We start from the raw sequence: 20,668 nt of genomic DNA, 5'->3' as shown, positions 1-20,668 counted from the left end.
CTTTTTCTATGTCTATAGTATAATAATTCATTAAAGAAATGGTTGTGGACGGAGGCTTACATATGCTTGTAGATTTTAGAGTAAAGAATTGTTTAAGTTATAAAGATGATACGTTGTTTTCAATGGTAGCTGGAAGTCGCCTACGAAAATGGAAGGATACCCATACAATTCAGTTTGATACACTTCGTCTTGTAAAAAGCGCATTTATTTTTGGTCCAAATGGAAGCGGAAAATCTAATCTGTTTACGGCTATTAAAGTATTACGTTCCTTGCTTTTTAATTTTRAAAAMTTAAATAATGTAAAGCAGTTACGTCTACCCTATCAACCGTTTAAGTTAGGAAGTCAGCAAGACAAACCAACAGAGTTTATGATATCGCTTTTTTTGGACGGAGCTTTATATGATTATGAAATTCAGTATAATGCTTCTCAAGTTCTCTATGAACGTCTTGTGAAAACGAACAAGTCACTGAAGGAAGAATTATTTGTCAGACAATGGGATGGTACAGAATATTCTTATGAGACATTTCAAACAGCTTCACAGGAATTGACAAAATATACACGTAATAATACAGCCTTTCTATCCGTATTACATGTTTTTAATGATCCAGACGCTTTAAAGATATTCGATTGGTTTTTACATAAAATTCTTTTCCTAGATGAAGCAAATCGGTTATCAAGTCATCCTCTTATTCGTAAACTTGAAGAGGAGCCCTTTAAAAAGGAAGTGATCAAACTGCTAAAAATTGCAGACCTCTCCATTCAAGATGTCACGGCTAGACGTGTGGAACGTAGAGAGAAAAATACAATTGGCTATGAGTTTGATTCGCCTGAGGTGATTCAAGAAGTAGATATTGATCTACATTATTTATCATTTGATGAAGCAGGTGCACCGATAGGGACAAAAACAATTAATTGGACAATGGATTCTAAGGGCACAGTGCGAATGCTACATTTAGCCTGTGTGATGGTGGATGCTTATAATAAAGGAAAAACCATTTTTATAGACGAATTCGACACAGCCTTCCATGTATCGATTTGTGAGTTTTTAATGGCTATTATGAATAGAAAACGCAATAGCAGTAATCAATTTGTCGTGACAAGTCATGAAATAGAATTACTTGATCAGCCACTACGCGCCGATCAAATTTGGTTTGTTAATAAAAGCTTTAAAAATGAATCGGAACTATACTCCTTATTTGATTTTGCAGATTTACAAAGGAAACGTGGAGATCTTTCTTATGCGAAACGCTATATGAAAGGGGAATTTGGTGCAACGCCTGTCATTAATGAGTATTTATCTGAACAATACTTAGAAGAAGCGGAGGTATCTGAGCAGTGAGAGTACGTCAACAAGGGAGCCGAACACTGCGTAAAACTATTTTAATTTATTGTGAAGGTGAAACAGAACGCATCTATTTTGAACAAATGCGTATTTTAAAGCGCTCTAAGATGGTTAGCGTCAAAATAAAAAACGTTAAACGTTCAGCGATTAAGCTTGCCCAACATGCTTATCGAGATTCCAGCTACCAATACTTTGATGAAGTTTGGATTGTTTTTGATAAGGATGATCTAACCGAAAAGCAACTAGAGGAAGTAAATCAATTTTGTGAGGAAAAAAATATTCATATTGCCTATACAAATGAAGCATTTGAATTGTGGTTACTCTTGCATTTTGAGGAAGTTGATAGTACAGAAAAGTACCCTCGTGCTGTCCTTAATGACAAAATGGAACAGCACCTTGGTGTGAGTCGTTATTTCCGGCATAAGGCTGATGAATCCCTCATAGCCCCCATTGCATTACGACATGAGTTAGCGATTAAAAATTGCACAGATATGATGGCACTTCGAGAGACAGAGAGCCGTGACAACCCATACTGTAACATACATGAAATGATACGATACATATTTTAAGAATTAGCAGGTTTTCTATTAACAAATAGAAGCCTGTTTTTTATCTTTGCATAATGCTTTGTCGGAATGAAGGTATGTTTCTTTTTCCGAAACATATAGTGTATATGGAGCGAAATTAGTACATGTATGAAAGGGGATTGTGTGGATAACTCAAAGTCGAATCAATCCAAAAATGGAGAAGGAAACCCAAAAGATCATCAATTAGAGCCGTTTCGTGTCGAGAATGAGGGTACGAAAATGACAACGAATCAGGGACTAAGGGTGTCCAATGATGAGGATTCGTTAAAGGCAGGTGTTCGTGGTCCGACAATTATGGAGGATTTTCATCTTAGAGAAAAAATTACCCATTTTGATCATGAACGTATTCCAGAGCGTGTTGTACATGCCAGAGGTTTTGCAGCACATGGCGAGTTTGAATTATATGAATCCATGTCGGAATATACGAAGGCAAAATTTTTGCAGGATCCGAAAAAGAAGACACCTGTTTTTGTCAGATTTTCGACAGTGGTAGGGAGCTTAGGTTCAATGGACACAGCTCGTGATGTACGTGGATTTGCAACAAAATTTTATACGGATGAGGGGAATTATGATTTAGTTGGTAATAATATCCCTGTCTTTTTTATTCAGGATGCTATTAAGTTTCCTGATTTAATTCATGCCGTAAAGCCTGAGCCTCATAATGAAATGCCACAAGCAGCCTCCGCACACGATACTTTTTGGGATTTTGTAGCCAGTAATCAGGAAATTGCACATATGGTAATGTGGGTAATGTCTGACCGTGCCATTCCGCGAAGCTTTCGTATGATGGAAGGTTTCGGTGTGCATACATTCCGTTTCGTCAATGACAAGGGAAGATCAAGATTTGTGAAATTCCACTGGAAGCCTGTGTTAGGAGTGCATTCTCTTGTTTGGGATGAAGCACAAATAATTGCAGGGAAGGATCCAGATTTTCAACGGAGAGATTTATGGGAAGCCATCGAAATTGGAGATTATCCAGAGTTTGAGTTAGGCATACAGATACTAGAACCTGAAGATGAATTTAAATTTGATTTTGATATTTTAGATGCGACAAAGCTTTGGCCAGAGGAATTAGTACCTGTGAAGAAAATTGGAAAGATGACCTTAAATCGCAATGTGGATAATGTCTTTGCTGAAACAGAGCAAGTTGCCTTTCATCCAGGTAATGTTGTACCTGGCATAGATTTTACGAATGATCCTCTACTACAAGGTCGATTGTTTTCCTATTTAGATACACAATTGATTCGATTAGGTGGACCAAATTTTGCAGAAATCCCTATTAATCGCCCGATTTGCCCAGTGCATAACAATCAACGTAATGGCTTTAGTCGACAGACCATTAATTTAGGCAGGGTAAGCTATCATAAAAATTCATTAGCAAATAATACACCAGCTACCTCTACTGCAAGAGAAGGTGGATATGTTCATTATGAAGAAAAGGTTGAAGGAAGAATCACGAGAGCGCGTAGTAAATCCTTTGACGATCACTTTTCACAAGCAAGGCTATTTTGGAACAGCATGTCTCCACCTGAAAAACAACACATTATCGATGCCTTTAGCTTTGAAGTAGGAAAAGTGAAAAGTAAATCTGTTCGACAGCAAGTAGTGGATATGTTTGTTCATGTGGATAAAGTAATGGCTACCACAGTGGCAGACAACGTTGGTGTTAATCGACCTAATGGCGAGCAGTCTAAAGTAACGGCCTCTTCACCTGCACTGAGTCAAGCCAATACCGTTAAATTACCTTATACGTTGAAAGTAGGCGTCTTAATTGGTGATGGCTTTGATGCAAATGAAGTAGGGGAAGTATTGAAATATTTAACAAGACAAGGTGTGCGCTATAGCATAATCTCTGATCGACTAGGTGTGGTAATAGGGAATAATGGTGTGCAATTAACGGCTACTGACACATTTATTACAACCGATGCTGTATTATTTGACTCATTATATGTTGTTGGAGTAAAGGCAAGTAATCAGGCGAAATTCAATACTTATATCGTCAATTATATAAATGAAGCATATCGTCACTTTAAGCCTATAGGATTTGCTGCAACTGGCACAACCTTCTTCAATATGTCGAATGCCAATGTAGGGCCAGGAATCGTTTTAGCTACAGGTAATAAAGATTTTCCGAAAAAGTTTGTAGCTGCCATTGCCCAGCAACGATTTTGGCAACGAAATATTTATTAAAAAGATCAATGAGCGTCGAATACTCATGAAAGAGAAGCAAATACCCGCGGAGAGAAAGCCTTATACCTGCGAAAGAGAAACGAATGCTCATAAACGTATATAAATAAGTCAAAAGGCCTTTCATTGTAATGAAAGGCTTTTACTATGTCTGTCATTGCATTCAAAATTTGCAAATGATATGGTGGTACATGAGGTGAAAATTATGGAAAATTTTGATATTGCTATTATTGGGGCGGGACCAGGTGGCTATGTGGCTGCCATACATGCAGCCAAGAATGGCAAAAAAGTAGCACTCATCGAACGAGATAAATTGGGAGGAGCCTGCTATAATGTTGGCTGCATTCCATCAAAGATTTTATTGGAGCATAGTAAACTTGTGCAGGAAATAAAAAGAGGGAATAGCTGGGGAATAGAAGTGCCTAAAGTGGAAATTAATTTTCCTCGACTAATGCAACGGAAAGATACAATTATTCATGAACTACTAACAAACATTGAGCAATATATTATCGATAATCATATAACTTTATATCGTGGTGAAGCTTCAATCGTAAAGGACTTAACGATAACTATCGGGAATGAGACGATAATGGCATCAGATATAATTTTAGCGACAGGTAGTAAACCCTTTGTTCCACGATTCGAAGGGTTAGAGACATCCACCTACTATACGACGGACACATTTTTTGAGATAGACAAGCTTCCAGCCCAGCTAACAATCATTGGCGGGGGCGTAATTGCCATTGAAATGGCGTTTAGTTTAGCACCACTTGGTACAAAGGTAACAGTGCTTAATCATAGCGAGGATATTTTACAAACGGAAGAGGCGGAAGCAAGACCGCTGATTCGAGAAAAGATGAAGAAATTTGGTATTGAACTTGTGACAGATTTTCATTTTGAAAAATTTGAAGGTAATATCATTCATACATCTAAAGGATCTTATACATATGAAAACCTTTTATTTGCTACTGGACGTCGTCCCAATATAGAAATTGCTGAGCAACTAGGATTAGCTTTTGATGGTCGATTAATCGCTGTTAATGAGCATTTTGAAACAAGCCTGCCGAATATTTATGCGATAGGTGACTTAGTGGGTGGTTATCAACTTGCACATTCTGCCAGTGCTGAAGGAATTTACGTTGTCGATTATATTGTAGGAAATCAACCAATACCAATTGATCAAACAAGCATTCCACGTTGTGTTTATACAAACCCTGAAATTGCTACATTTGGTTTACTAGAAGAGCAAGTCAAGGCACCGTACATTGTAACGAAAATGCCACTACAAACAAACCCAAAGGCATTAATGGAGGGGAATACTGAAGGCTTTGTCAAGCTAATTTCATCTAAGGATAATGGGCAAATTTTAGGGGCTTGTGTAGTAGCTGATGGTGCAACAGAAATACTTAATGCACTATTAGCAACAAAAAATGCTGGTGGTACAGCTCGAACACTTGCACATATGATTTTTCCACATCCTACTGTATCGGAGCATATTGGAGATGTGGCTAAAGCTGTGTTTGGGAAAGCAATACACCAATAAAAAGCTGTTGACATTCTAGAAATTTATGTTAAATTAATTTTATAAGAATACTAGGAATTTAAGTTAACTAGACATCTAGAGGCTTCTATTTTACAAAACGGTGTTTCATCGATTTGTAGAATAGGGGCCTTTTTTATAACATTGCTAAAAGGAGTGGGCAAGATGACAAAAGCAGTCATTATTAATGGAAGTAATTCGAAAAATTCTAGAGTTACCGCCATTCATGAAAAGGTGGAGAATCATTTTATTGCACAAGGAGTAGAGGTTCACTCAAATTATATACATGAGCTCCCAGCTACAGATTTATTAACAGCGAATTTTTCTAGTAAGCAAATACAGTCTGAAAATGAGCATGTTAAGGAAGCAGATTTTATTGTCATCCTTACACCAATTTATAAAGCATCCTATACAGGTATTTTGAAGACTTACTTGGATCTACTACCGCAAAAAGCCTTGCTCGATAAGGCTATACTCCCCATTGCTGTAGGAGGTTCGATTAGTCATCAGCTCTTATACCCATCTGCATTAAAGCCAGTATTAGCTGTACTAGGAGCCACTTCCATTACCAATTCTGTTTACATTGTAGATAAACAAATTATACGTTTGGAAGAGGGCGGCTTTGCGATAGAAGAAGAGGCTATCAGTAGACTTGAAGCACAATTAAATCAGTTGCAGCAAGCATTCATTGTTAATTAGAATAAATAAAAACGCATTATAGGGGCATCCTATAATGCGTTATTTTTTAATTTCCTTCTGGATTTTCTTCATTCTCCACAGGTATTGTAGAGAGATATAAGAAAGCCTCATCTTGCAATAGCAATATTTTTTCTTCACAAATTCCATGCGATAATGGTCCAGAAAAAATGGACTCCCACCATGTTCCTGTTGTTGTTGTCATTCATCTACGCCCCCGTTTCGGTTTTAATATGTAGTTGTATATTTCCCGAGATGAAAAAACTAAAACATTTCATTTCACATATTGCTATTTCACCCCCTCGATGTAGAAAGAGGATTTTTGCCTCTCGATGTTGTATCGTATAGACAAAGATAGTTTGTTTCAAAATGAAAAAACTATGTATGCCATTTTAAAAAAAGGGGTGCTTTCTTGATGAATTTTACGTAAAAAGATGTGGAAAATATGATTAAAGATCAAAGTCAATTTTATTTTTCACGTGCTACAAAAAGTGTGAAATTTAGAAAAGAGCAAGAGCCGATGTTAAAAAGGAGGGTGTCGTAATCGGAGATGGAAGTAGTAAAAGAAGGTTACTTAGACCTTCGTAAAAGTGAATTTGAAGCGTATGCAACAGAAATTGGCATTGTATTAGATAGTATTTCATATATGGTAAAACATGTAGAAGAATGGATGGAACCAGAAGCAGTCAAAACACCAATACAATATCAAATGGGCAAGAGCTTTATTGTTCGTGAGCCCTATGGCGTAACGTTAATTATTGGGCCATTTAATTATCCATTCCAACTTGTAATGGAGCCACTGATTGGCGCCATAGTTGGAGGAAACACAGCAATCGTCAAACCATCAGAAACCTCTGTACACACAGCAGTCATTGTGAAAAAAATCATTGAGGAAACATTCCCGTCTTCATATGTACGTGTCGTGGAAGGCGAAAAGGAAGAGGTTACGGCTCTTATTCATGCTTCCTTCGATTATATCTTTTTTACAGGTAGTGTAGCCGTTGGTAAAGTAGTAGCAAAAGCTGCTGCAGAACGTTTGACACCAGTTGCGTTAGAGCTTGGTGGCAAAAGTCCAGCAATTGTCGATCAAACAGCAAATCTAGAGGTAGCAGCAAAGCGGATTGTGTGGGGTAAATTTACTAATACTGGACAGACATGTGTGGCCCCTGATTATCTGCTTGTACACAAAGACGTTTATGACCGTTTTATGAAAATATTAAAAGAAACAATCCGTTCGTTTTATGGTAAAAATCCTTTAAAAAGCCCTGATTATGGACGTATCGTTAATTTAAAACAATTTGATCGTTTACAGCAAATAATTGTGGAGGAACGTGATGCCATTACATATGGTGGACGAATAGATCGGGATGATTTATATATTGAACCTACAATAGTTGAATATGTAAAATGGACAAGTCCATCCATGCAGGAAGAACTATTTGGTCCTATCTTACCTGTTATGATGTATAATGATTTGCCACTTGCCATTCATCAAATCCGGCAATTACCAAAGCCCTTAGCGGCATACTTCTTCTCAGAACATGAAAAAGCCATGCAATACTTTTTAGAAGAATTACCATTTGGTGGGGGATGTATTAACGACACCATCACACATGTTGGAAATTTACATTTACCATTTGGTGGTGTAGGTCCATCAGGTGTGAAAGCATACCATGGCAAAGCGAGCTTTGAAAACTTTACTCACCCGAAATCTATCTTGAAGAAATCTTCCAAGCTGGAGACAAATGTGTTGTTCCCGCCATATAAACAGAAAGTGAAAATTGTGCGCTCAATTATGAAATAGTTTAACAATGGAGGTATCTTCTTGATGCCTCCATTATAACTATAAGCTTACCATGCATAGACAAGTGTTCTCTAAATAACCTTTTCTCGTTATGTCGAAAAATGCCGATTGGTGATTATAAATGAAAATTTGAAGAAAACATGATTTTTTCCTCAAATGAAAGCGGTTTCGTTGAAAAAACACTAGAGAGGCATTTTATTTATCATGAAATAAGTAGTAAAATAAGTTCAATAGAACGTGGGGGATTTCATATTGTCGTTTTTTGTCGATTATTAAGAATGATGACATGAGTGTAGAGATTGATTGGAGGATTATGAAATGTATGCAGAGGAATTGTTAAGCGCATTACCTTTGAAAAAAATAATTGGCGTGCTGCCAGATCAGGTTAGCGATATCGTAGTAGATTCAAGAAGTGTGCAACCAAATAGCATGTTTGTTTGTATCAAAGGGTATACAGTAGATGGGCATGATTATGCGCAAAAGGCTGTAGATGGTGGCGCAACAATTGTTGTGACGGAGCGAGAATTACCGTTAGGAGAGACAATCGCACAAGTGATTGTGAAAGATACAGATCGTGCAGTAGGTTTACTAGCTGCAAAGTTCTTTGATTATCCTTCAAAGGACATAACGATGATTGGTGTAACGGGAACGAATGGTAAAACATCCGTAACAGGAATTATTCAAAATATAATGCATGGTATGGGCGAGAAATCGGCTTTATCAGGCACAATTGGCTTTAATTTAAATGGAATTTTATATGAATCAGCTAATACAACGAGTGATGCGTTATCGACACAACAAATGATTTTCCGTGCAAAAATGGAAGGCTGTCGATTAATGACAATGGAAGTTTCATCACACGGGTTAGCACTTGGACGTTTAGCAGGTGTTGATTATGATATCGCTATTTTTACGAATCTAACGCACGATCATCTTGATTTCCATGGTACGATGGAGGAATATGGCCATGCAAAAGGCTTATTATTTTCCCAACTTGGACAAGATTTAGAAAAAAATAAATTTGTTGTGTTGAATGCAGACGATGCTTGGTCAGAGAGATATGCTGCAATGACACCATTTCCAGTGTGGACATATGGTTTAAAAAATGAAAATGCTGATTTCCGCGCCATTAACTGTGAATATCACGACTATATGACATCATTTGACGTGGAAATGCCTGAAGGAATTTATCGTGTAAAAATGAATTTGCTTGGGGAATTTAATATTTATAATGTATTGGCAGCCATGATTGCGTTTTATGGTAGGGGCTATTCAATGGAGTCCATTATTGAACAAATCGAGCAACTACCGCCAGTCAAGGGTCGTATGGAGAAAGTATGTTCAGATCTACCTGTGCAAATTTTTATTGATTATGCCCATACTCCAGATGCAATTGAAAAGGCAATTCAAGCAGCGCAACCTTATAAAAAGGGCAAGTTGATTTTCTTAGTTGGAACAGGTGGCAATCGTGATAAATCAAAGCGTCCTGCCATGGCTGAAAAAGCGTCTGCTGCGGAATATGTTATTTTAACGACAGATGATCCACGCTATGAAGACTTCGATAGTATTACAGGCGATCTTGCTAAAGGTATGCTTCATGATAATTATGCTTGTATTGGAGATCGTGCAGAGGCAGTGCGCCATGCGATTGAAATTGCTGAACCGGGTGACATGATTATTTTTGCTGGTAAAGGCCATGAGGATTATCAAATTATCGAAAATACAAAATTTCCACATAGTGATGCAGAAATTGCGATAGAAGCAGGCCGATTAAAATTCGTGTGATGAAAGCTAAATTCTTAGGAAACCCTTTTAGTTGTAACTAAAGGGTTTTCTTTTTTGAGATTTCATGTAAAAAGGTTGTACGAAAGGCAAGTCTTCTTTTATTATTATTAAGTATGAAAAAAGGAGAATGACGAGATGAATTCAAATTTAGAACAAGATATACTATCGCGTCGTACTTTTGCCATTATCAGTCACCCTGATGCTGGGAAAACGACGATTACAGAAAAGCTTTTACTTTTTGGTGGTGCTATTCGTGATGCAGGTACAGTAAAAGGTAAAAAAACAGGTAAATTTGCAACATCGGACTGGATGGAGATCGAAAAACAACGTGGGATTTCGGTTACTTCATCTGTCATGCAATTCGATTATAACGGCTCTCGTGTGAATATCTTGGATACCCCTGGTCACCAAGATTTCTCGGAAGACACATATCGTACATTGATGGCTGTAGATAGTGCCGTCATGGTAGTGGATGCTGCCAAAGGGATCGAGGCACAGACTTTAAAGCTATTTAAGGTTTGTAAAATGCGTGGTATTCCTATTTTTACATTTATTAATAAGTTAGACCGTCAAGGGAAAGAGCCGCTTGAATTGATCGAAGAGCTTGAAGAGGTATTAGGTATCAATGCATATCCTATGAACTGGCCAATCGGTATGGGTAAAGAGTTCCTTGGTATTTATGATCGTTACAATAAACGCATTGAGCAATTCCGTACAGATGAAGCGGAACGTTTCTTACCAATTGACGACAATGGGGAGCTTGCTGTGGAGCATCCAATGAAGGTGACTTCTTATTATTCACAAGCAATGGACGATATTTTACTTTTAGATGAAGCGGGGAATGCGTATTCTGAGGAAAAAATTCGTCGTGGGGAATTAACACCTGTATTCTTTGGTTCAGCATTAACGAACTTTGGTGTTCAAACTTTCCTGGAAACCTATTTACAATTCGCACCGACGCCACAGCCAAGAATTACTGAAGATGAGCAGTTTATTGATCCTGTGGAGCATGATGAGTTTTCAGGTTTTATTTTCAAGATTCAGGCCAATATGAATCCAGCACACCGTGATCGTATTGCCTTTGTACGTATTGTTTCTGGTAAATTTGAACGTGGAATGAATATGACGTTATCTCGTACAGGGAAGTCATTTAAAGTCACACAATCTACACAGTTCCTTGCAGACGATCGTGAGACAGTAGATGAAGCAGTTGCTGGTGATATTATTGGTTTATACGATACAGGAACATACCAAATTGGAGACACTGTTGTAGGTGGCAAGAAAACATTCCAATTTGAAAAATTACCACAGTTTACACCAGAATTATTCGTCCGTGTAACGGCGAAGAACGTTATGAAATCAAAGCAATTCCATAAAGGGATTTTACAATTAGTGCAAGAGGGTGCTATTCAATACTATAAAACGCTGCATACAGAGGAAGTTATACTTGGAGCAGTTGGTCAATTACAATTTGAAGTATTTGAACATCGTATGAAAAATGAATACAATGTGGAAGTAAAAATGGAGCCAATTGGTTCGAAAATCGCACGCTGGATTGAAAATGAAGAGGATGTCAAAGAATCAATGTCATCAGGTCGATCAATGCTTGTAAAAGACCGTTTTGACAATCTTGTTTTCCTATTTGAAAATGAGTTCGCTATGCGTTGGTTTGCAGATAAAAACGAAAACATTAAACTTTATAGCCTTTTATAATTATAAAACACGAATCGACAATTTTGCGATTCGTGTTTTTTTGCAAGGAAAAATGACACTGTTTGTAGAATATATACATTATTAGGAAATATAAGTTTCCTTAGAGATAGTATCTCAATAACAGGAGCTTATTTATAAAATAATCTCCTTTTCGGCTATCATAGAAAGGAAGAGGTAGAAAAGGAGTTTGTTTATATGAATATTAGTCATTTTTCTATTAAAAGACCTGTCTTTACGATTGTTACTATGCTTTTTGTCATCATACTAGGCGGTGTATCTTTATTAAAAATACCGATTACGTTAATTCCAGAGTTAAATCCTCCTATTGGAGTGGTTGTCACCTCTTATCCTGGGGCAAGCCCGACGGAGGTAAATGAAAAGATAACGAAGCCATTAGAGGCTACACTTGCCACCTTACCTGGTATCAAAAAAATCCAGTCAACCTCACAGGAAGGCTCCAATTTAATTGTGCTTGAGTTCAACTGGTCCACAAATATGGATGTTGTCCAACTTGATATTTTACAGCGAATTGATATGACCCCATTGCCTAATGATGCTGGCAAGCCTAGTTTCCTAAAATTTGATCCGTCTCAATTTCCTATTATTCAGCTGTCTTTACGTGCGGAAAATAATCAAGTAGATGTACGTGTATTAGCAGAGCACTTAGAGAAGGAACTGCTACGGACAGAGGGTGTTGCCAGTGTGAATGTTTCTGGCAAATTGATTGATGAAATCCAAATAGTATTGGATGAAGCAAAGCTTGTTGAAAAAGGCTTGACTCAGACAGACGTGATGCAAATAGTTCAAGCGAATAATGTGTCTCTTCCTGGTGAGCCTGTTTCAACAGATGATGGCAAAATGCTAACAACACGTATAGTTAGCACATTATCTTCTCCGGAAAGCATTGCCAATTTAATTGTTTCGGTGGACCCTTTAACGGGCAAATCATTAACCATTGGTGATCTTGCAACCGTTGAGAGGACAGAACAACAATCTATTACCACAACACGAGCAAATGAGCATCCAGCAGTTCTTATGTCTGTATTACAGGAATCTGGTGCAAATACGGCAGAGGTTTCTAAGGATTTTCAGAAGGCCTTAGAGACATTACTAAAGAAAGATCAGTATAAAGGTATCACAGCAGATATTTTAATTGATCAAGGTAATTATGTGGATTTAGCGATTAGTAATATTGGCTCTTCCTTACTCTTAGGTGGATTATTTGCGATGTTCATCCTATTTGTTTTTTTACGTAGTGTAAAGAGTCCGATCATCATTGGTATTGCGATTCCTTACTCCGTTATTGTCACGTTTGTTTTGATGTTTTTTGCGGATTTTTCCCTCAATATTATGACATTAGGTGCTCTGGCACTTGGAATTGGTATGCTTGTGGATAATGCCATAGTCGTTATTGAGAATATAGAAAGACATCTAGGACTAGAAAAGGACCCGATAACTGCAGCAAAGGAAGGAACAAAGGAAGTAGCCCTTGCCATTACAGCTTCCACTTTAACCACAATAGCAGTATTCATTCCTGTTATGTTCATCGAAGGATTGATTGGTCAAATATTTACAGAGTTTGCCTTAACAATCTCATTCAGCTTAATTGCATCTTTAGTAGTTGCGCTTACAGTCGTTCCGATGCTAGCAAGTCGACTTTTAAAAATGAAAAACAATAATTTTTATGTACAACGCAGTAAATCACGTTTTTATAGGCATTACAAGGCATCAATTGTATGGGTACTAAAGCATCGAATGCTTATACTGCTTTTTACAGTGGTTTGCTTTAGTCTTTCTTTGTTTGGACTGACTAGAATAGGTACTGAATTTTTACCGCCTACAGATGAGGGATTCACCTCTATAAGTGTCAATCTTGAAAAAGGTGTCGCTGTATCAGAAACAGAAAAGATTGTTAAGCAAATTGAGGAACGTTTAAAGCAGGAAAAGGATGTAGATGTGTATGTTAGTTTAATTGGCGGTACACAACAATCCCAAGCACGTGGACAAACTAGCGCCAACCAAGCTGAGATATATGTAAAGCTTGTCCCATTAGCAGAAAGGCAACGTTCCATTTTTAAATTTGTAGAAGAGCTAGAACAAGATATACAGGGAGAGCTTGAAGAGCAAGCTGAAATTACATTTAATGTATCGACAGCTACAGGATCGTCACCACACACCTTAACATTCCGTTTAACAGATTCCGATGAACAGAGGCTACAGCAAACTGTTAAGAAAGTGCAGCAGGAACTACTAGCGATTCAGCAAGTGACAAATGTCTCTACGGATTTAGATAATACTGTTCAAGAGATTCAAATTGAGGTTAATCGTGAAAAAGCAAAAGACTATGGTTTTGCTCCAGCACAAATCGCTCAAACTGTAAATCAAATGACAAAAGGTCAATTAACGTCCCAATTGATTACTGATGACGGTGCAGTATTACCCGTTTATACAGGTTTTGGGCAGTCATTTAATACGAATATAGATGCTTTAAAAGCCATGCAGCTGCGTTCGCCAGCAGGATTATTTGTAAAATTAGAGGAAGTGGCTACCGTTTCTATACAAGAGGGGCCAGTATCCATTCGTCGTTCTGATCAAGCAGCAGCAGTGGCCTTTTTTGTAGATTATGAAACAAAGGAATCGTTGGGAGGAATCTCTGCAAAAGTAGATAAAGCATTAGAACAAGTTAATTTACCATCTACTACTCAAGTTGTGTTCAGTGGGGACAGAGAGCTCTATGATAGTGCAATTGATGATATGTTACTAGCTGTGATGCTAGCCATCGTGCTTGTATATATTGTGATGGCAGCTCAATTTGAGTCATTTAAATATCCGTTTGTTATCATGTTTACTGTTCCATTAATGATCATTGGTGTGGCGATAGCTATGTTCCTAACAAATACTTTAATTGGTGTAACCTCAGTTATCGGTATCCTAGTACTAGTAGGAATAGTCGTAAATAACGGTATTGTGCTGGTAGATTATATTAATCAGCAAAAGGCAATGGGCATGCCAGCTTATGAGGCAATTTTACTTGCTACCCAAGATCGGCTTCGTCCAATTTTAATGACAGCCTTAACAACTATTTTAGGGCTTTTACCACTCGCACTGGGCATTGGAGAAGGGACCGAGATGAATCAGCCAATGGGGATTGCTGTTATCGGAGGGCTTATGACCTCAACTTTACTGACGCTGTATATTGTACCGATCATTTACAGTTTAATGGATAAAGAAACAAGAAAGATGCACTAGGTTCAAGGGGGAATGGGAGATGAAGGTTCATTTTTTTACAGGTTTTCCTGGTTTCATTTCGAGTCAACTAATTCGAGCATTATTTCAAAAGAAACAAGCACAACAAGTAATTACCATCGTATTGGCAGGTGAAACCATAAAGGCACATAAAGAAAAAAACAAAATATTAGAGGATTTTCCTGACTGTTCGATTCGAATTGTAGAAGGCGATATTACACTACCAAACCTTGGATTAGAAAATCAAATCATCAAAGAAATTGTACCGCAAATTGAAGTGCTTTGGCATTTAGCTGCTATCTATGATTTAGCTGTACCACGTGATATTGCCTGGAAGGTAAATGTTCATGGTACAACAATGGTTAATGATTTTGTTCGCACCTTACCAAATTTACAGCGCTATATGTATTTCAGCACTGCCTATGTGGCTGGTACACGTGAGGGCATACTGCGTGAAAATGAATTAATTCGACCAAGAGCATTTAAAAACAACTATGAGGAAACAAAATATGAGGCTGAGCACCGAGTAGAAGATTTAAAATCGGAAATACCATTGACAATAATTAGACCTGGAATTGTTCGTGGTCATTCCCAAACTGGTGAAACCATTAAATTTGATGGTCCTTATTTCTTCTTAAACTTAGTTGAACGTTTAAAGGGTTTACCTTTTATTCCGTACATTGGTCAAACTTCATCGACAATTAATGTAGTGCCAGTTGATTATATTATAAATGCTTCTACTTTTCTGGTTAGTGAACAGAGTGCAGAAGGGAAGACACTTCATTTAACTGATCCTAATCCTCACCCTGTACAGGAGGTATACCGTACAATGGTGAAACTAGTTACAAATTCTTATCCAAAAGGACGTTTACCATTTACATTGGCTAAGCTTTCATTGCAGATTCCATTTATTCGAAAAAAATTAGGTGTCGAACAAGAAACATTAGATTATTTAACATGGAATGCTTCATTTGATACGACTGAAGCACATCATATCTTACAAAAAGGTGGTATTACATGTCCTGATTTTATACAGACGATGCCAAAAATGATTGAGTTTTATTTAGCACATAAGGAAGAGAAGAGCTATCAAATTCAGATTAAGTAACGAAAAAAACATATAGATATTTTTGTCAGTTGTAAATGATAGTGCTATAATATTTGAAAGAAGATACCTTCGACAATTTGTCAAAGGGGAGTAGCTAACAGGTAATTAACTTTCCCTGGTTTCACATTCGTCAAGACATGGTACAACCATCGGGTGTGATAGTGAATGGCTCTATACGTATGACGTGTAGATTGAAGTACCATAAATAGAAAGGGTACGAATTTACTTAGCGAGACCTTTGCCTGAATTAGGGCAGGGGTTTTTTTCTTTTATACTTGAATGACAGGGTCATTGAGGGTATAGAGAGCTTAGAGGAGGCACTAGAATGGAAGCGATTTTATTACAATATGGCTGGGTATTAATTGTCCTTGTTGTATTAGAGGGATTACTAGCAGCTGATAACGCGGTAGTAATGGCTGTTATGGTGAAGCATTTACCACAAGAGCAGCAAAAAAAGGCGTTATTTTATGGACTATTTGGAGCATTGATATTCCGATTCTCCGCATTATTTGTTATTACTGTTTTAGTGAATTATTGGCAAATACAAGCGGTCGGTGCAGCTTATCTATTATTTATGTCTGCGAAAAATATATATGATTTACGAAAACATAAAGATGAAGAAGAAGCAGCAACCGAAAATGGTGGAAAAAAGGGTTCGGGTTTCTGGTTAACAGTACTAAAAGTAGAGGCTGCCGATATAGCATTTGCTATTGATTCGATGCTAGCAGCCGTTGCAATTGCTGTAACTTTGCCACACTTAGGTGAATTTGATATTGGTGGCATCAATGGCGGTCAGTTCATTGTGATGCTCCTTGGTGGATTTATTGGTGTCATTATGATGCGGTTTGCTGCCCAATGGTTTGTAAAAATATTAAATGATTACCCTTCACTTGAAACAGCGGCATTTCTAATCGTTGGCTGGGTAGGTGTGAAGTTAGTTGTCTTAACATTGGCTCATGAGAAGGTGGGAATATTGCCTAAAGAATTTCCACATTCCACGGCATGGGAGTTAACATTCTGGATTGTCCTAATAGGTATTGCTTTTGTCGGCTATTTAGTCGGTGTAAGAAAGAAAAAATAAGTAGATGAACGTTGGAGGAATAGTTATCACTATTCCTCTTTCTTTTTTTATGTATTTTTTCTATACTATAATCTATCTAGTTGGGCATCATATGTGGGAGGAGTTGTTAAAGTGCCTTGGAAAAAATCATCAAATAAACTAGTCACACCATTTCAGGTACTTGTTTCTTATTATTTTATAGCGATAGCGATTTCCTTCCTGTTATTACGGCTTCCAGGCGTTCATCAAGAAGGTGTAAAAGTCTCTTTTTTAGATAGCTTGTTTACAGCAGTAAGTGCAGTAAGTGTTACTGGGTTAACAACCATTAATATTTCGGAAACCTATACTACCTTTGGGCTTGTAATGATTCTTGTTATTTTACAGTTAGGCGCCATTGGTATTATGTCACTTGGTACCTTTGTGTGGCTGCTTGTTGGGAAAAAAATAGGCATGCGTGAGCGACAGTTAATCATGATTGATCATAACCAGTACAGTGTCTCTGGTGTTGTTAAATTAATCCGCGAAATTTTAAAAATTTTATTTGGCATTGAATTAACGGGTACCATTATTTTAACGCTACATTTTACCAATTATTTTGATACATTAGAAGAAGCCTTTTTACATGGAATTTTTGCCTCTATTTCTGCTACGACAAATGGAGGATTCGATATAACGGGAATGAGCTTACTCCCATTCCATGATGATTATTTTGTACAGATGGTTACCATGGTACTGATTGTATTAGGTGCTATCGGATTTCCGGTATTAATTGAATTGAAGACTTTTTTGCTTAATCGACGCGAGAATTTCCGTTTTAGTTTATTTACTAAAATCACTACTTCAACATACGCTATTTTATTTATAGTTGGTGCACTTGTCATTTTACTCCTTGAATCATTCCATTCTTTTAAGGAAATGTCTTGGCATGAGGCATTATTTTCAGCAATGTTCCATTCTGTATCAACGAGATCAGCTGGACTGACTACTTACGATGTCACGACTTTTAGTGAAGCTACAGATATATTCATGAGCTTCCTGATGTTCATTGGCTCTTCCCCAAGCTCAGTTGGTGGAGGTATTCGCACCACAACTTTTGCCTTGGCCATTTTATTCTTAATTACCTTTGCTAGAGGAAGAGAGGATATCCAAGTATTTGGACGAGAAATTCATTTGATTGATGTCTTCCGATCATTTGTCGTAATTTTATTAGCCTTTTTCATGGTATTAGTTGCAACCCTTATCTTGCTTATAACAGAGCCACACGCATCTCTTATTCAAATTATTTTTGAAATTACTTCAGCGTTCGGTACATGTGGTATGTCGTTAGGCATAACATCTGATTTATCAGTGGTTGGTAAAATCATTATCATTATTTTAATGTTTATTGGTCGAGTTGGATTAATATCATTCCTTTATACTCTTGGGGGTGGCGGAAGAGGAAAGAAATCAGGCTTCCACTATCCGAAGGAACGAGTAATTATTGGTTAAATTTTTAAAGTATGTGAGGCATTAAGTAAGGAGTAATTCCATCGTAAACCTCATATAAAAGTAAAAAATATTATCTTGTCATAAAATATTCAAAAAATTTAAACTTTTATTTCCTGATTAGATAGATTGTTTTTTGGGCATTTTTTACAAAGTTTTATCAATCTTTATTTAAGGAATTTGACCTATATTGGTAAGGCTGGCTATGAGTACTTAACTAACCGAACAATGAAGCGCAGAAGGAATAAATTTAGCAGTCTTTATTGTTACTATGAGGATTTAAGAATCGTTTAAGTAATAAAAAAAGCTAGTCCTGATAGTTATGACAGGACTAGCGTTTCTTATTAGTTAGAGTAGATTGTTGCAAAGTAAGGTGCTTGACCATGTCGGAAATAGGTTAACAGATAGCCATTTTTTTGTACAATTTTGCCATTTGCAAACTCTTGGTAATCAAGAGCATGAGGGATAATCAAGGTATGCTTAAACAACTCTTTTTCAGTTAACTTAAAGTTAGCAAATTCCTCGCCTGCGATAGCTGGATCTTCTCGTAAAGCGTGATAAAGGGCTTTTTGTTGCTCTTCTGTAGGACGCTCATTCCACCATAGCTTCCGTGGTTGGAACTGCTGAGCCATTAAGTAATCAAACTGCATTAAACTCTGGACAATGTTTAAATTCACATCATCAATCGTTTCTAAAAACATTAATAAACGACGGAATAAATCCTCTAGCTGATGACCAATACGAGACCAACCTTTTGTTTCCCAATATGTTCCGAAGTTTTGGAAGAAATCAAATGGTGTATCAAAGACCTCTGTAACCAAGTATTCAATCGTATGATCCATACGGTGATCATTCCAATACTTTTCAAGAACATCCTCTGCATGCTTAATACGGACGATATCATCAAATGTTAGAACATTATTTGAAAAGATTTCGTAAGGAGATAGATCCACATAGGTATAGCCAAACTTCTCGGCTTCTAATCGAAGTCCTGTGCCGCGTAAAAGTTTCAAAAATCCAAGCTGTAATTCCTCTGGCCGCATTGCAAAGACATCATTAAATGTTTGACGAAAACTAGCGTAATCTTCCTCTGGTAAACCTGCAATTAAATCTAAATGTTGATCTATTTTTCCGCCATCTTTCACCATAGTAACTGTTCGCTTTAGTTTTTCAAAGTTTTGACGACGTTTTACAAGAGTATTTGTTAAATCGTTCGTAGATTGAACACCTATTTCGAATCGGAACAAACCTTTTGGTGCATTATCATTTAAGAATTGAATGACTTCAGGGCGCATTATATCAGCCGTGATTTCAAACTGGAATACAACACCTGGTTTGTGTTCATCAATTAAAAATTGGAACATTTCCATTGCGTAGCTACGACTGATGTTGAAGGTGCGATCTACAAATTTAATTGTTCGAGCTCCGTTATCCATTAAGAAACGAATATCCTCTTTTATTTTTTCACGGTTAAAGTATCGGACGCCAACTTCAATAGAAGATAAACAAAATTGGCAGCTAAATGGGCAGCCTCGGCTTGTTTCGATATATTGAATTCGCTTACCTAGATAGGGCAGATCCTCCTCAAAACGAAAAGGACTTGGTAATTCGCGCAAATCAATTTTAGGTGGCATAGCGTGAATCTTGACTTTCTCGTCCTCTAAATAACAAATACCAGGAACATCTTCTAACAATATTTCACCGTGGAAATAGCGCAGTAATTGTTTAAATGAAGTTTCTCCTTCACCCATCACAATGAAGTCTACCTCAGGTATTCGACGTAACCAATGGTGACAATCATAAGAAACCTCAGGTCCCCCGAGCAGAATTTTAACATTTGGACAGACAGTTTTTAACATCTTGATAACGTGAATTGTTTCTTCGATGTTCCAGATATAGCAACTAAATCCAACGATATCAGGTTTTTTTTGGAATAAATCTGATACAATATTAAAAGCAGGGTCTTTAATAGTATACTCTGCTATAATTGGATTAAACTCCGGTAAAGCTGCGCCTTTTAAATAGCGCAATGCTAAATTTGTGTGAATATACTTTGCATTCAAAGTAGTTAAAATAGTATTCATGCAATAATCTTCCTTTCAACATCCTATTGT

The 20,668-nt window shown here is 37.2% G+C and carries 13 protein-coding genes and 1 pseudogene; 12 read left to right on the top strand and 2 right to left on the bottom strand.

Annotated features, from left to right (window positions below; genetic code table 11):
• Positions 1-62: 62 nt before the first annotated feature.
• The 5 genes from ACHZEU_RS09830 (at position 63) to ssuE (ending at position 6,356) form a co-directional block, all read left to right on the top strand.
• On the top strand, positions 63-1,340 hold the full coding sequence (locus tag ACHZEU_RS09830) for an ATP/GTP-binding protein (protein ID WP_404804441.1): 1,278 nt from the start codon (positions 63-65) through the stop codon (positions 1,338-1,340).
• The gene (locus tag ACHZEU_RS09825; protein ID WP_048392008.1) at positions 1,337-1,912 is read left to right on the top strand and encodes an RloB family protein; all 576 of its coding nucleotides are present in this window, start codon (positions 1,337-1,339) and stop codon (positions 1,910-1,912) included. Before ACHZEU_RS09830 ends, ACHZEU_RS09825 begins: the two co-directional genes overlap by 4 nt.
• Before the next feature lie 126 nt (positions 1,913-2,038).
• A complete protein-coding gene (locus tag ACHZEU_RS09820) occupies positions 2,039-4,120 on the top strand; it encodes a catalase (protein WP_048392007.1) in 2,082 nt (693 codons plus the stop codon).
• Between the two features lie 202 nt (positions 4,121-4,322).
• Positions 4,323-5,660 carry a dihydrolipoyl dehydrogenase gene (lpdA, locus tag ACHZEU_RS09815; protein WP_103117505.1) on the top strand — a complete coding sequence of 446 codons (1,338 nt, stop codon included), beginning with the start codon at positions 4,323-4,325 and terminating at the stop codon, positions 5,658-5,660.
• A 162-nt stretch (positions 5,661-5,822) separates the two neighbouring features.
• Complete coding sequence (gene ssuE / locus ACHZEU_RS09810) at positions 5,823-6,356, top strand: NADPH-dependent FMN reductase (RefSeq protein WP_404804440.1); 534 nt, start codon at positions 5,823-5,825, stop codon at positions 6,354-6,356.
• A 46-nt stretch (positions 6,357-6,402) separates the two neighbouring features.
• Here ssuE and ACHZEU_RS09805 read toward each other — a convergent pair whose 3' ends face one another.
• Entirely contained in the window at positions 6,403-6,558 is a 156-nt protein-coding gene (locus ACHZEU_RS09805) for a hypothetical protein (protein ID WP_004224556.1), read from the bottom strand.
• Positions 6,559-6,798: 240 nt separating this feature from the next.
• Here ACHZEU_RS09805 and ACHZEU_RS09800 point away from each other — a divergent pair.
• The 7 genes and pseudogenes from ACHZEU_RS09800 (at position 6,799) to ACHZEU_RS09770 (ending at position 18,557) form a co-directional block, all read left to right on the top strand.
• Positions 6,799-8,157, top strand: a pseudogene (locus ACHZEU_RS09800) (aldehyde dehydrogenase).
• A gap of 318 nt (positions 8,158-8,475) precedes the next feature.
• Complete coding sequence (locus tag ACHZEU_RS09795) at positions 8,476-9,942, top strand: UDP-N-acetylmuramoyl-L-alanyl-D-glutamate--2,6-diaminopimelate ligase (protein ID WP_054549802.1); 1,467 nt, start codon at positions 8,476-8,478, stop codon at positions 9,940-9,942.
• 135 nt (positions 9,943-10,077) lie between these two features.
• Positions 10,078-11,655 (top strand): peptide chain release factor 3, encoded by a 1,578-nt coding sequence (locus ACHZEU_RS09790; RefSeq protein WP_048392002.1) that lies wholly within the window; start codon positions 10,078-10,080, stop codon positions 11,653-11,655.
• 195 nt (positions 11,656-11,850) lie between these two features.
• Positions 11,851-14,904: an efflux RND transporter permease subunit gene (locus tag ACHZEU_RS09785; protein ID WP_259951161.1), complete on the top strand. Its 3,054-nt coding sequence runs from the start codon at positions 11,851-11,853 to the stop codon at positions 14,902-14,904.
• Between the two features lie 19 nt (positions 14,905-14,923).
• The gene (locus ACHZEU_RS09780) at positions 14,924-16,009 is read left to right on the top strand and encodes an SDR family oxidoreductase (protein ID WP_048392000.1); all 1,086 of its coding nucleotides are present in this window, start codon (positions 14,924-14,926) and stop codon (positions 16,007-16,009) included.
• A 325-nt stretch (positions 16,010-16,334) separates the two neighbouring features.
• Positions 16,335-17,090 carry a TerC family protein gene (locus tag ACHZEU_RS09775; RefSeq protein WP_048391999.1) on the top strand — a complete coding sequence of 252 codons (756 nt, stop codon included), beginning with the start codon at positions 16,335-16,337 and terminating at the stop codon, positions 17,088-17,090.
• A 111-nt stretch (positions 17,091-17,201) separates the two neighbouring features.
• Positions 17,202-18,557, top strand: a complete 1,356-nt coding sequence (locus ACHZEU_RS09770) for a TrkH family potassium uptake protein (RefSeq protein ID WP_054549806.1) — start codon at positions 17,202-17,204, stop codon at positions 18,555-18,557.
• Positions 18,558-18,898: 341 nt separating this feature from the next.
• Here ACHZEU_RS09770 and ACHZEU_RS09765 read toward each other — a convergent pair whose 3' ends face one another.
• Entirely contained in the window at positions 18,899-20,638 is a 1,740-nt protein-coding gene (locus ACHZEU_RS09765; RefSeq protein WP_404804439.1) for a B12-binding domain-containing radical SAM protein, read from the bottom strand.
• Positions 20,639-20,668 lie beyond the last annotated feature (30 nt).

It is taken from the genome of Lysinibacillus sp. S1, from assembly GCF_044986265.1.
GTDB lineage: Bacteria > Bacillota > Bacilli > Bacillales_A > Planococcaceae > Lysinibacillus > Lysinibacillus capsici.
Note: the sequence above shows the minus strand (reverse complement) of the source record. Positions and strands in the feature narration are given on the sequence as shown.